9 protein-coding genes are annotated in these 13964 nt (G+C 56.7%); 7 read left to right on the forward strand and 2 right to left on the reverse strand.

Features of this window, described 5'->3' with window-relative positions:
• The 4 genes from glgA to C1J02_RS00315 are packed head-to-tail and all read left to right on the forward strand — an operon-like array spanning position 1 to position 7145.
• Positions 1–1446, forward strand: a complete 1446-nt coding sequence (glgA, locus tag C1J02_RS00300) for a glycogen synthase GlgA (protein ID WP_114876630.1) — start codon at positions 1–3, stop codon at positions 1444–1446.
• Positions 1443–3545 (forward strand): glycogen debranching protein GlgX, encoded by a 2103-nt coding sequence (glgX, locus tag C1J02_RS00305; protein WP_114876631.1) that lies wholly within the window; start codon positions 1443–1445, stop codon positions 3543–3545. Before glgA ends, glgX begins: the two co-directional genes overlap by 4 nt.
• Positions 3542–5524 (forward strand): 4-alpha-glucanotransferase, encoded by a 1983-nt coding sequence (malQ, locus tag C1J02_RS00310; RefSeq protein ID WP_114876632.1) that lies wholly within the window; start codon positions 3542–3544, stop codon positions 5522–5524. The genes glgX and malQ overlap by 4 nt, the downstream gene beginning before the upstream one ends.
• Positions 5514–7145, forward strand: a complete 1632-nt coding sequence (locus C1J02_RS00315; protein ID WP_114876633.1) for an alpha-D-glucose phosphate-specific phosphoglucomutase — start codon at positions 5514–5516, stop codon at positions 7143–7145. Before malQ ends, C1J02_RS00315 begins: the two co-directional genes overlap by 11 nt.
• A gap of 78 nt (positions 7146–7223) precedes the next feature.
• Here the strand turns inward: C1J02_RS00315 and C1J02_RS00320 are convergent, their stop codons facing one another.
• Positions 7224–8882: a sulfatase-like hydrolase/transferase gene (locus C1J02_RS00320; RefSeq protein WP_114876634.1), complete on the reverse strand. Its 1659-nt coding sequence runs from the start codon at positions 8880–8882 to the stop codon at positions 7224–7226.
• A 76-nt stretch (positions 8883–8958) separates the two neighbouring features.
• The gene (locus C1J02_RS00325) at positions 8959–9903 is read right to left on the reverse strand and encodes a GlxA family transcriptional regulator (protein WP_114876635.1); all 945 of its coding nucleotides are present in this window, start codon (positions 9901–9903) and stop codon (positions 8959–8961) included.
• Between the two features lie 76 nt (positions 9904–9979).
• Between C1J02_RS00325 and C1J02_RS00330 the strand changes: the two genes are divergently transcribed.
• From C1J02_RS00330 to C1J02_RS00340, 3 genes are read left to right on the forward strand one after another with little or no spacing between them, the layout of a single operon-like run.
• Positions 9980–11140 carry an acyl-CoA dehydrogenase family protein gene (locus tag C1J02_RS00330; RefSeq protein WP_114876636.1) on the forward strand — a complete coding sequence of 387 codons (1161 nt, stop codon included), beginning with the start codon at positions 9980–9982 and terminating at the stop codon, positions 11138–11140.
• Entirely contained in the window at positions 11137–13167 is a 2031-nt protein-coding gene (locus tag C1J02_RS00335; protein WP_114876637.1) for an acetate--CoA ligase family protein, read from the forward strand. The genes C1J02_RS00330 and C1J02_RS00335 overlap by 4 nt, the downstream gene beginning before the upstream one ends.
• 11 nt (positions 13168–13178) lie before the next feature.
• Positions 13179–13964: a carnitinyl-CoA dehydratase gene (locus C1J02_RS00340; protein ID WP_114880270.1), complete on the forward strand. Its 786-nt coding sequence runs from the start codon at positions 13179–13181 to the stop codon at positions 13962–13964.

The raw sequence follows: 13964 nt of genomic DNA on the forward strand, positions 1-13964 counted from the left end.
ATGAAGCTGCTTTTTGTCGCCTCTGAATGTGCGCCGTTCATCAAGACGGGCGGATTGGCCGACGTGATTGGTGCCGTTCCCAAAGCGCTGGCCGAACAGGATGTCAGCGTCAAAGTGCTGATCCCGGCTTATCCCGCGCTGGCGGGATTGGTGGCGAAAGGCAAAAGCGTCATGTCTTTCGATTATCTCTTTGGCGGTCCTGCGCGCGTTGTTGCGATTGAGGCTGAAGGGCTGGACATGCTCTTGCTCGAAGCGGCGCATCTCTTTGACAGACCCGGCAACATTTATCTTGGACCCAATGGTCAGGATTGGCCGGACAATGACCTGCGCTTTGGCGCGCTGTCCTACGCCGGGGCGCAGATCGGAACACAAGGCATTGAAGACTGGGTGCCAGATGTGATCAACGCGCATGATTGGCAAGCGGGGCTTGTCCCAGCATATCTGCAACAGTCCGAGGGGCCAAAACCGCCCGTTGTGATGACCATCCATAACATCGCGTTTCAGGGATTGTTTGACTCCACCCGTCTGGCCGCATTGGGGTTGCAGGCACAGCTTTTTACGTCAGAAGGTGTCGAGTACTTTGGCAAAATCGGCTTTCTCAAGGCGGGCTTGGCGCTGTCCGAAAAGATCACGACAGTCAGCCCAACCTATGCCGCAGAACTGCTGACACCGGACTTTGGCATGGGGCTGGATGGCCTTTTGCGCAATCGTCAGGCCGATCTTTCGGGCATACTCAATGGTATTGATCTGGATATCTGGTCCCCGGAAACAGACACCGATCTTGTCGCGACCTATTCCGCACGCAGCATCAAAGGCAAGGCCAAAAACCGAGCAGAGGTTGAGGCCCGCTTTGGTCTGACTACAGGTGACGGGCCCTTGTTTTGCGTGATCAGTCGCCTGACCCCTCAGAAAGGTCTGGATATGCTTCTGGATCGTTTGCCGCACCTCGTAAGCCTTGGTGGCAGACTTGCGGTCCTGGGTTCGGGTGAACCCGCGTTGGAGCGTGCCTTCATCGACGCGTCCAACCGCTATGCAGGATCAGTGGGCACAATTATCGGATATGACGAGGCTTTGTCGCATCTCATTCAGGCTGGCAGTGATGCAATCCTGATACCGTCGCGGTTCGAGCCATGCGGGCTGACCCAGCTTTATGGGCTGCGGTATGGCACGCTGCCTGTTGTCGCGCGCACCGGCGGTCTGGCAGATACTGTAATAGACGCGAACGAGGCCGCGATGCTTGCTGACTGTGCCACAGGCATTCAATTTGCGCCGATCAATGCAACCATGCTCGGCCATTCCATTTCTCGGGCCTGTACGCTTTTTGCCAATCAGAAAGCCTGGGCTGCCATGATGCGCCGTGCGATGCGCCATCCGGTCGGATGGGACCTGTCCGCTGCGGCCTATCTGGATGTTTACCGCGCGGCCCGGGACAGTCGCACCTCATGACATTCCAAAAGATACGGGGCGGCACTGACCGTAAACTTGGTGCGCATCACGACGGCAGCGGCGTCAACTTTGCCGTGTTCTCAGAGAATGCCACCAAGATTGAGTTATGCCTGTTTTCATCTGATGGGGTTTCCGAGAAAGCGCGCATTGCACTTCCCGAACGCACCGGTCCGGTTTGGCATGGTTATATGCCCGATCTACCGATTGGCACGCTTTATGGATACCGCGCGCATGGCACATACGCACCGGAACGCGGGCATCGGTTCAACCCCAACAAGCTGTTGATTGATCCTTACACCCGTGAGCTTAGCGGCGCATGGGGAAACGACCCCGCGCTGCTAGGCTATGACATCACATCCGCTGCCGAAGACATGTCATTTGACACACGCGATTCCGCCCCATTCGTTCCCAAATCAGTCGTATCTGATCCCGCACTCTTCGTCAGGAGCCAGCAAGGCCAGCATACCCGCACAGATCGCGATCTGATTTATGAAGCTCATGCTAAAGGTGCGACACAGCTGAACATGGATGTACCCGAAGCCGTGCGCGGTACCTATGAAGGGTTGGCGTCAGACCCGATGCTGGCGCATTTCAATGATCTTGGCGTGCAGTCGGTTGAGCTTTTGCCGGTCCACAGCTTTGTTGACGACAGGTTTCTGGTTGAACGCGAGATGCGAAATTATTGGGGTTATAACTCGATCGGGTTTTTCGCCACCGAGCCGCGATATTTTGGGCCAAACGGCATTCAGGGGTTTCGCCAAATGGTCGACCGGATGCACGCCGCCGGAATCGAGGTCATTCTTGATGTCGTCTATAACCACACTGCCGAGGGCGATCATCGCGGGCCAACCTTGTGTTACAGGGGCCTGGATAACGCATCCTATTACCGTTTGAACGCCAATCAGCCGCGCTATTATGTGAATGACACCGGGTGCGGGAATACGATGAACATCGCACACCCTTATGTGCTGCGCATGGTGATGGACAGTTTGCGTTTCTGGGTTGAAGCCATGGGCGTTGACGGGTTCCGGTTTGATCTCGCCACCACAATGGGTCGCGAAGACTATGGGTTCGACGCGAGCGGCGGTTTTTTTGATGCGCTGCGGCAAGATCCGGTTCTGTCGCAGGTACGCATGATTGCCGAACCATGGGATATCGGGCCGGGCGGTTACCGGCTTGGTGAATTTCCACCTGAATTTTCCGAATGGAACGACAGTTACCGCGACACCGTGCGCCGATATTGGCGGGGAGACGCGCACAGCGCTCAGGAGATTGCAGCACGGCTTTTGGGATCTGCCGACAAATTTGACCACTCCGGGCGGCGCAGCTGGTCATCCATCAACTTTCTGGCCTCTCACGACGGATTCACTTTGGCCGATATCACCCGGTATTCCAGACGTCACAATGAGGCCAACACCGAAAACAACCGTGACGGACATCACTCGAACTTCAGTGACAATTGTGGGGTTGAGGGCGACACAGACGATCCACAAATACGCGCCCATCGCGCACAGCGGCAGCGCAATATGTTGGCCACCTTGTTTCTGTCCCAAGGCACGCCGATGCTGCTTGCAGGTGATGAATTCGCCAATTCGCAACAGGGCAACAACAACGCCTATTGTCAGGACAATGCGACAGGTTGGCTGAACTGGGGTCAGGCAGACAGTGATTTGCAGCAGTTTGTCAGCCACCTGTCGGCGTTTCGTCAGTCGCATCCCGCCGTGCGGCAAACCAGGTTCTTGCATGGTGCGGTGCGCGCATCTGACGGGCAGCCGGACGTTGACTGGACAGGTTTCGATGGGCAGCCGCTGCATTGGCGTGATCCACGCCTTGCAAACCTGTGCCTCACGCTAAGATGTTCGGGCGAGGCACCAGAACATGATCTGGATGATGATGTGGTCTTTGTTGTCTTCAACCGAAGCGAGGAACAAGCAAGCGTTCAGTTGCCGAAGGTATCAAACGGACGTGCCTGGTTGCGCGCAATTGACACCAGCCAACCTGACATCACCACATCCCCAAAATGCATGGCAGACAAGGTCGACATCGCCCCACAATCCGTGGTGGCCTTTGTCCTGGATATGCCAATGGGCGCGGAATGAACGGCGATAGCACCCTCGATGCGCTCTGCGATCTGTGCGGGATCCTGCCGCGCTATCACGATCTGCAAGGGCAAGAACGGATCACAACACTGGAAACGCAAAAGGCGCTTTTGCGGGCCAACGGGTTTGATGTGACCAGCGACGCGACCATTCACGAGACGCTTTCCGCCCTGCGCCATGAACTCGAAAATCGTTGGTTCCCCCAAGAGATCATTATCGAAAGCAACAAAACCACACCGCTTGATTTTGGCCTTGGCGCAGCGTGGGAAATCCATCTGGATGACCAGGACACTGTTGTCGCCGAAGGACGGCCCGCCGATCACATCACCCTGCCCGCCCTGAAATCCGGCGTTTATGTTTTGACCGCTTCTGTTTCGGGACGGATCGAAACCGTCACTGTTATCGTTGCGCCGAAACGTCTGCCTCAGGTGCAGTCTTTGACCCAGACAGATCGCCTTTGGGGTCTCAATTTTGCGCTTTACGGGATCAGATCTGATCGCAACACCGGTTTGGGCGATTTTGAAGACCTCGCCGAGATGTCAGAGATCGCGGGCACCGAAGGTGCCGCCTTTGTTGGCATCAATCCGATCCATAATATGGGCTATTTCGACAAAACGGCCATCAGTCCCTATTCACCGTCGCATCGCGGTTTTCTGAACACATCATACATCGCCATCGATCAAATTCCGGGGTTGGAAGGCGGTGCAGAACCGTTGGCTTTCGATGAATTGCGGCGTGCTGTGGCGGTGCAATACCATGATCATAAACATACTCATAACGCTGCTCTGGAAACGCTGTTTGGCAGATTTCAAGCAGAGGCTGACACCAAGGCACAAAACGCATTTGCGCGTTTTGTGGTGAATGGCGGTGCAGAATTACAGACCTTCGCGCAGTTCGAAGTCCTGAGCAAAAATTTCGGGACAGACTGGCGGGACTGGCCAAATGATCCAGCAGTGCCGCCCAAAGAACAGCTTGGGTTTCACATGTGGTTGCAATGGGTCGCGGACACACAGCTGGGCCGCGCGCAAACCCGGGCAGTTGCGGCGGGAATGCCCCTTGGCCTCTACCTGGATCTGGCGGTCGGACCGCGCCGCGATGGCGCAGAAAGCTGGTGCGAACGGGACACCATTGCGCAGGGCGTATCGGTCGGCGCGCCCCCTGATCATCTTAGCCCGGAAGGGCAAAACTGGGATTTGGCCGCCTTTGCACCACGCAAGCTTCAGGCACAAAGATACGCGCCGCTGCGCCGCATCTTATCGCAGACGATGCACCATGCCGGGGTTATTCGGATCGATCACGTTCTCGGCCTGAACCGCAGTTTTTGGTTGCCCGATGACGGCAGCCCCGGTGCGTATATTCGTAAACCGTTTGAGGCGCTTTTGGCGGTCATCAAGATCGAAGCGGAGCGGCACAATTGTCTGGTGATCGGCGAAGACCTTGGTCTGGTGCCCGATGGCTTTCGCGATACGATGCGCGGGCATGGATTTTACGGATATTCCGTCCTGCAATATGAACGCGATGATCACGGTGGGTTCCGTGACCCGCATTCAGGTGCCGAACAGGTGCTGTCCTGTTTTGCCACCCATGACACACCAACTGTAAATGGTTTTGCCACTGGTCGCGATATTGACTGGTGGGCCAAACTTGGGTGGATTGATGCCCCTGAAGCCAAACACGCGCAGGCGCGGCGGCATGATGAAATAACTGCCATCGCACATGACGGTGATTTCCGAACCCATGTTCACACCCTGCTCGCACGGTCAAATGCAGCGCTGGTAGCCGTTCAGCTTGATGATGTGCTTGGCTCAGTTGAGGCGCAGAATTTGCCCGGCACAATTGACGAGCACCCAAACTGGCGGCGAAAATACACCTCACCGCTTGAAGGATTGGCCCATGACGACCGATTGACCGCCACCGCGTCAATCATGCGCGACGCAGCAAGACATAATTCTCTGAAAGGAGTGCCAGATGAAGATTGAAACTGTCAGCACCACACCGATCGAGGGGCAGATGCCCGGCACATCGGGTCTGCGCAAGAAAACACGCGTCTTTATGGAGCCGCGGTTCCTTGAAAATTTCATTCAGGCCACCTTTGACGCTATCGGCGGTGGCGCGGGCAAGACGTTCGTTGTCGGCGGTGACGGGCGCTACTTCAACAAACCTGCCATTCAGACAATCCTGAAGATGGCGGCGGCGAATGGGGCCGCGACGGTAATCGTTGGAAAAGATGGCATTTTGTCGACACCTGCCGCATCTCACTTGATCCGGCTCAATGGTGCGGATGGCGGCTTTATCTTGTCAGCAAGCCACAATCCGGGCGGGATAGATGAGGATTTCGGAGTCAAATTCAACGCCGAAAATGGCGGCCCCGCGCCGGAAAAACTGACCGCCAAAATCTTTGCGGCGACCACTTCAATCAGCGCATACAAGATCGCGGTGACTGACGATGTGGATCTTGGGACCATCGGCAGGATCCAGCAGGGGCAGATGCAAATTCACGTTATCGATCCGGTTGAAAGTTATCAGGCGCTGATGGAAACGCTTTTTGATTTTGATGCGATGCGGGGTCTGTTTTCCGCAGGGTTCACCATGCGATTTGATGCCATGCACGCCGTCACCGGACCCTATGCAAAGGCGATCCTTGAAGGGGCGCTTGGGGCCGCACCCGGCACGGTGGTGAACGGCGTGCCGCTTGAGGATTTTGGCAAAGGTCACCCAGACCCAAACCCAATCTGGGCGAAGCCCTTGATGGACCTGATGATGTCAGATGACGCGCCCGACATTGGGGCCGCGTCGGATGGGGATGGCGACCGCAACATGATTGTCGGGCGGGGCATCTATGTGACGCCGTCTGACAGCCTCGCTATTCTCGCCGCAAATGCCCATCTGGCCCCCGCTTATGAAAAGGGCCTTGCCGGGATCGCCCGGTCAATGCCGACCAGTGCTGCAAGCGACCGTGTGGCGGAAAAACTGGGCATTGGGGCCTATGAAACGCCGACGGGTTGGAAGTTCTTTGGAAACCTTCTGGATGCGGGCAAAGTGACGATTTGTGGCGAAGAAAGTGCCGGCACCGGGTCAGATCATGTGCGTGAAAAAGACGGGCTTTGGGCGGTTCTATTGTGGCTCAATATTCTGGCAGTCCGCAAACAATCGGTCGCCGAGATCGTGATGGATCACTGGCAAACCTTCGGGCGCGATTATTATTCACGCTATGATTACGAGAATGTTGCCATTGAGCAGGCCAGCACCCTGATGGATGATCTGCGCGCGCAATTGCCCCAATTGACGGGCAAAAATATCAGCGGTCTCACCGTGACGTCGGCGGATGAATTTTCCTATCTCGATCCGGTTGACGGATCGGTCAGCAAAAACCAGGGCCTGCGGATCGGGTTTGCTGGTGGAGGGCGCGCCGTTTTCCGTTTGTCAGGCACCGGTACCCAGGGTGCCACTTTGCGGCTCTACCTCGAACAATATTCCGGGATCGGGGGCGATCTGGAAATGGATAGCCAGGAGGCATTGCGCAAAGTGCGTGATGCGGCGCAGGCCATCTGTCGTATGGATGCCACCATTGGCCGGCTGAAACCGGATGTCATAACCTAGACACCCTGTCGCAATGAGGGATCATTCTTTGACGTTCTGGTCCACTGGAGCAGGACCGCCATCATAAAGACATTGCCGCTACTTTAACCGCGCATCTTTGCCGCGTGCCTTTGCGCTCATCTCTGCCGGTTTATCGTCTTCCTGCCAGACACCAATGAATATCCCAACAGGTTCCGATGTGCCGTCACGGGACCTGATCAAGGCATCATGACCAACCGTGGTCCGCTGTGACGGGCGGCGTGCCCATGCCGACAAGCGCGCCTGGAACTTATCAATGATGTCACCGTGATCGCCGCTGCCACCAAGATCGTTCAGTTCATTCGGATCGTTCAACAGATCAAAAAGCATGGGCCTAAAACCACCATCGGCAAAGATGCATTTCCAACGCGCATCCACCAGCATGAACAACCGCGCATGTCTGGGATCAACCTCCAATACCTTCGCCTGTGGGGTTGCGGAATAATCATATTCGCTGACCGCAAATTCCCGCCAGCTTTCGGGCTTTTTACCTTTCAAAAAGGGCCAAAGCGATCGCCCCTCAAGGATATGTTCGGGAACCTCGCCCACCATATCGACAAAAGTCGCCGCCAGATCGATGCTTTCCACCAATGCATCACAGACAGTGCCGCGCGTTCCATCCGCCTCGGCCGAGGGATCATAGATGATCAGCGGAACGCGCACCGAAGGGTCATGAAACAGGTCCTTTTCACCAAGCCAATGATCGCCCATGTAATCACCATGATCCGAAGTGACGGCAATGACCGTGTTGTCCATCTGCCCCTCGACCTCAAGCCAATCAAACAGGCGGCCCATCTGGTCGTCGGCCTGTTTGATCAGTCCCATGTAAGCAGGCAAGACCGTTTCACGTATCTCATCGCGGCTGAAGTTGCGGCTCACTTCGGTATCCATGAACGCCGCATAGACAGGATGCGGATCGTCTTTTTCGCATGGGTCGCGCACGACCTTTGTCAGATCATCCTTGCCATACATCGTGTGATACGGTGCCGGCACGATGTAGGGCCAATGCGGTTTGATATAGGACAGATGACACAACCACGGGCGCGCATTTTCGGCAGCTTTTTCAGCGATGAAATCCATCGCACGGCCGGTTAACCACGGCGTTTCGCTGTCGCGCTCATCAATGTTGGCCGCTTTGTCCGAGTGCCGCAAGAACCAGCCAGAGGCGATGCCACCCTTTTCATCAAGTCCGGCGTTCGCATTGTGCAGCCACGGGTTCTCAGCATCATAGCCTTTGGATTTCAGATAGGCATTATAAGGCGAGCGTCTCTTGTCATAAAACCCCGCAGGCCCTTCGCCCCACAGGCCATCGTCACGTTCAAATATGTCAAACCCACATTCGCTGACCCGTGCCCCAATGACGCTGTCACGCGCGATACCCAAACGCTCCATACCCGGATCATCAGCCTTCATATGGGTCTTGCCGATCAGCCAGCAATCCATGCCACGTTCACGCAGATGATCCCCGAGCGTCATCTCGCCCACCTTCAATGGAAAGTTATTCCAAGAGGCGCCATGGGAATGCACATACCGACCGGTATAAAAGCTCATTCTTGACGGGCCGCAGATGGGGGATTGGACATAGCATTTTGAAAACCTGACACCTTTGGCCGCAAGCTTGTCCAGATGGGGTGTTTTCAGATGCGGGTGCCCAGCGCAGCTTAGGTAATCATGGCGTAACTGGTCGAACATGATGAACAGAATGTTCTTTTGCGTCATTGATTTACCTTACCGCTGAAGCCTTGCGTGGCCTGTATATCCAATATCCGTTGGGCCTGCTGAAAAATCGAAGTTTTCATGTTGCGCGGTGGCGGGCATTACTGGGGGTCACGCCAAATTCCGCCTTGAACGCCCGCGTCATTGCGCTTGGGTTACGATACCCGGCACGCAGCGCCACCTCGGACAATTGCAAATTCGTCTCTTCCGCCAGCCTGCGCACCAGATTAAGCCGAAGCCGCAGGTAAACCTGCTGGGGCGATGCGCCAAGATCGCGTTGCATCACCTGCTCCAGCTTTTTCTGGCTGCATCCGCATCGCATCGCAATCTGACCAACGGTCAGGGGTTTTTCCAGATGGGCCTGCATATGGGTCACTGCCCCTTTGGCCAACCGCCCTCTGGCAGCGCCCGTCAGATGTTGGGTTTGGGGTTCACGGGCCATGAACAACTGCTCAACATCCAGCGCTAGCGCTTTGCCGTGATCTTGTGCAATCAGATGCAGGATAAGATCAAAAGCAGCCATTGCACCGGAACAGGTGATCCGGTTCCCATCGACGACAAATCTTTCGCGCACCACGTTCACATCCGGAAATGCCTCCGAAAATGCGGTCAGAACCTCCCAATGGATCGTGGCCCTGCGCCCCGCCAGCAGCCCGGCTTTGGCCATAAGCCAACTGCCCGTATCCAACCCCGCCAGATCCGAAAACCGACGCGCAGCGGCGCGCAGACCGCGCTGGACACCCGGGCCGCCAAAGTCCTGATATCCATAAGACGGCGTGATCATCAAAAGATCACCTTTTGCGTCCTCCAATCGTCCGTGCGGGACAATTTTCAGCCCACTTGAGCTTTCTGCGATGTCACCATTCATTGTCAGGTACTGCCATTCGTAATGCCGTTTATGTCCCAGCATGTTGGCCGCCCTTAGCGGTTCAATCGCATTGGCAACGCAGTGGTTCGAGAACCCATCGAACAGAACCACACCGACCCGCAGCGGTTTATCAGATGATTTTTTCCAAGTTGGCATATTTTTATCTAACTCTGCACAGAGGTTTCTCACAAGCTGAATAATGCTGCGGCTAAGGCCACAAGGGGGATTGCCCGTGCATTTTGGATTATCCGACGAACAAGAGATGATCGTTTCGACCGTTCGCAGCTTTGTCGAGAAAGAGATCTATCCACACGAAGCCGAAGTTGAGCGTACAGGTCAGGTGCCGCCGGCAGTGGCCAAGGCGATCAAGCAAAAGACCATTGATTTGGGTTTTTATGCCTGCAACTTTCCAGAAGAAGTTGGCGGCGCGGGCCTTAACCATCTTGAATTCGCGCTGGTCGAACGCGAGCTGGGCCGCGGTTCGATGGCGCTGAACCACTTCTTCGGGCGTCCGCAAAACATCTTGATGGCCTGCAATGACGAACAACGCGAACGCTATCTGTTGCCCGCTGTTCGGGGTGAACGCATGGATGCGCTGGCAATGACGGAACCAGGTGCCGGGTCGGATGTGCGTGGCATGAAATGCACGGCCCGACGCGATGGGGGTGATTGGGTCCTGAACGGGACGAAACACTTCATCTCGGGTGCTGATCACGCCGATTTCCTGATCGTTTTCGTGGCAACTGGCGAAGACGACACGCCACATGGCCCCAAAAAGCGCATCACGACTTTTCTTGTGGATCGCGGAACGCCGGGTTTCACCATTCGCGACGGCTATAAATCGGTCAGCCATCGTGGATACAAAAATATGATCCTCGAATTTGATGATTGTCGCCTGCCGGACGCACAGGTGCTTGGTGACGTTGATGGTGGCTTTGCGGTGATGAACGAATGGCTTTATGCGACCCGCATCACGGTCGCCACCATGTCCGTCGGACGTGCGCGGCGGTGCTTTGATATGGCACTTGGCTATGCCGCTGAACGACAGCAGTTCGGCCAACCCATTGGCAAGTTTCAGGGCGTCAGTTTTCAGATTGCCGACATGATCACCGAAATTGACGCCGCCGACTGGCTCACGCTTTCCGCCGCGTGGCGCTTGGATCAGGGGCTGCCAGCAAACCGTGAAATTGCCTCTGCCAAGCTTTATGCATCGGAAATGCTGGCGCGGGTCACGGACGCGACACTGCAGATTTATGGCGGAATGGGCCTGATGGATGATTTTCCGATTGAACGGTTCTGGCGGGATGCCCGCGTTGAACGTATCTGGGACGGCACGTCTGAAATTCAGCGCCACATCATTTCGCGGGATCTGTTGCGCCCGCTCGGCGCATGACACGAAACCTGGACCGTCTTCTGCGGCCCCGGACCATTGCCGTGATTGGGGGCGGCGCATGGTGTCGGCAGGTTATCGAGCAATGCCAAAAGATGGGCTTTGACGGTCAGGTTTGGCCCGTGCATCCTTCGGCGCAGGAAATCTTGGGCTTCCGCGCTTTTCCAAGCGTCGCAGACCTGCCCAGCGCCCCTGATGCCAGCTTTGTCGGCGTAAACCGCGATACAACGATCGACATCGTGCGCAGTCTGGCCGCGATGAACGCGGGGGGTGCTGTCTGTTTTGCCTCCGGTTTTCTGGAAGCCGTGGCCGAAGACAGCACAGGCGCAGACCTTCAGGCACAACTGCTTTGTGCGGCAGCCGACATGCCCATCCTTGGGCCCAACTGCTATGGCTTCATCAATTACCTTGATGGTGCGTTGCTCTGGCCTGACCAACATGGCGGACAACGCGTGCAAAGCGGTGTCGCGCTGGTGACGCAAAGCTCGAACATCGCGATAAACCTGACCATGCAGCAACGTGGATTGCCATTGGCCTATGTCGTCACCGCAGGCAATCAGGCGCAATCGGGCATATCTCAGATCAGCCGCGCGTTGCTGGACGATCCACGCGTAACAGCGCTTGGCCTGCATATCGAAGGCATTGGTGATCTGCGCGCCTTTGAGGGGTTGGCGGCCCATGCGCGCGCTTTGGGTAAACCGATTGTGGCGATCAAGGTGGGTCGCTCTGCTCAGGCCCGCGCCGCGACCGTGTCACATACTGCATCCCTTGCTGGTGATGACGCAGGCGCGGATGCCCTGCTGGCGCGTCTCGGCATTGCTCGCCTCGCCGACCTTCCTTCGTTTATCGAAACGCTCAAGCTGCTGCACATCACTGGACCCCTTACGCAGAGTACCGTCGCGACAATCAGTTGTTCGGGGGGCGAGGCGAGCCTTGCCGCCGATACCGGAGATGCCCTTGGCGTGACGTTTCCACCGCTTAATAGCCGACAAAAACTTGACCTGCGGGCCGCTCTTGGGCCACGCGTCGCGCTGGCAAATCCGCTTGATTATCACACCTACATCTGGCGCGATGTGCCCGCGATGACGCGTGCCTTTGCAGCCATGGCGGACCCCGCGCTTGCTATCACGATCCTGATTGCAGATTTCCCGCGGCCAGACAGATGTTCTCCCGAGGATTGGGACGGTGTGATTGAAGCCGCCATTGGGGCCGCCCGACAGACCGGCGCGCACTACGGCGTGGCCGCTACATTGCCTGAACTGATGCATGAACCGGTCGCCGAGACACTGATCGCGGCTGGGATCGTGCCCTTTTGTGGTCTGACCGAGGCCCTGACCGCCTGTGCCGCCGCAGCGATACAGGCACCCTCTGACACCGATCCAATTTTGTTACCCCGCGCAGATGCCACCGCCGTCCTCATCCCTGAGGCAATTGCAAAAACGCGACTTGCGGCACACGGTTTGCGCATTCCGCGTGCCACGCGATGCGCGTCAGCCGATGCCGTTGCACAGGCCGCCGAACACATTGGTTTTCCAATTGCCCTCAAGGGCGAAGGCATTGCCCACAAGACCGAGGCCGGTGCGGTGCGTCTGAACATCACTTCAGCGCAACAGGCCCAGAACGCTGCCCAAGGCATGGCTGCCCCCGGCTTTTTGGTCGAGGAAATGATCACGGGCGCAGTGGCAGAGTTGCTTGTCGGTGTTGTTCGTGATCCTGCGCATGGGTTCGTGTTGACCATTGCGGCAGGCGGCACGCTAACCGAAATTGTGCAAGACTCAGTCTCTTTGTTGGTTCCCGCATCAACCGCGTCGGTTGAACGCGCGTTGGCTGACCTCAGGATCGCCCCCGTCCTCACAGGATATCGCGGCGCGACACCTGCCAATATGGACGCGATCCTGCGTGCCATTCAGGCGGTCCAGGACTATACCGTGAGTAATGCAGATGAAGTGCTTGAGATTGAGGTCAATCCGTTGATCTGTACGCCAAACGACGCAATTGCCGCTGACGCGCTGCTGCGCTGCACGAAATGAAAGGACAAAAGATGTCTGACAGCCCCATCAAAACCCGCCGCGACGGTGCCATATTAGAAGTCACCCTGGACAGACCAAAGGCGAACGCCATCGACTTGCTGACATCCCGAAAAATGGGCGAGGTATTTGCCAGCTTTCGGGACGATCCTGACCTGCGGGTGGCGATCATTACCGGGGGCGGTACCAAGTTTTTCTGCCCCGGTTGGGACCTCAAGGCCGCTGCTGATGGTGATGCGGTCGATGGTGATTATGGTGTTGGCGGCTTTGGTGGTCTGCAAGAATTGCGTGGCCTGAACAAACCTGTGATTGCCGCCGTCAACGGGATCGCCTGCGGCGGTGGATTGGAGCTGGCGTTGAGCGCCGACATGATCCTTGCCGCTGATCACGCCACTTTTGCATTACCGGAAATCCGGTCAGGTACGGTGGCCGATGCGGCGTCGGTCAAACTGCCGAAACGCATCCCCTATCACATCGCGATGGAACTGCTGCTGACGGGCCGTTGGTTCGACGTGAACGAGGCCAAGGGCTGGGGCCTGATCAATGAAATTCTGCCCGCAGATCAACTGATGGACCGGGCATGGGAACTTGCCCGCCTGCTCGCCTCGGGCCCGCCACTGGTTTATGCGGCAATCAAAGAGATCGTGCGCGACGCCGAAGCGAGCAAATTTCAGGACAGCATGAACCGGATCACGCGTAGGCAATTGCCGTCGGTGGACGTGCTTTATGCCTCAGAAGATCAGATGGAAGGCGCGCGCGCCTTTGCTGAAAAACGTGATCCTGTGTGGAAGGGAAAATAG

The organism is Sulfitobacter sp. SK011, from assembly GCF_003352065.1.
Taxonomy (GTDB): Bacteria; Pseudomonadota; Alphaproteobacteria; order Rhodobacterales; family Rhodobacteraceae; genus Sulfitobacter.

Excerpts from the sequence above, each read along its gene's own strand:
- C1J02_RS00325 (WP_114876635.1), bottom strand. The coding sequence starts at position 9,903 with ATGCCAACTTGGAAAAAATCATCTGATAAACCGCTGCGGGTCGGTGTG.
- C1J02_RS00320 (WP_114876634.1), bottom strand. The coding sequence starts at position 8,882 with ATGACGCAAAAGAACATTCTGTTCATCATGTTCGACCAGTTACGCCAT.
- C1J02_RS00335 (WP_114876637.1), top strand. The coding sequence starts at position 11,137 with ATGACACGAAACCTGGACCGTCTTCTGCGGCCCCGGACCATTGCCGTG.
- glgX (WP_114876631.1), top strand. The coding sequence starts at position 1,443 with ATGACATTCCAAAAGATACGGGGCGGCACTGACCGTAAACTTGGTGCG.
- C1J02_RS00315 (WP_114876633.1), top strand. The coding sequence starts at position 5,514 with ATGAAGATTGAAACTGTCAGCACCACACCGATCGAGGGGCAGATGCCC.
- C1J02_RS00340 (WP_114880270.1), top strand. The coding sequence starts at position 13,179 with ATGTCTGACAGCCCCATCAAAACCCGCCGCGACGGTGCCATATTAGAA.
- glgA (WP_114876630.1), top strand. The coding sequence starts at position 1 with ATGAAGCTGCTTTTTGTCGCCTCTGAATGTGCGCCGTTCATCAAGACG.
- malQ (WP_114876632.1), top strand. The coding sequence starts at position 3,542 with ATGAACGGCGATAGCACCCTCGATGCGCTCTGCGATCTGTGCGGGATC.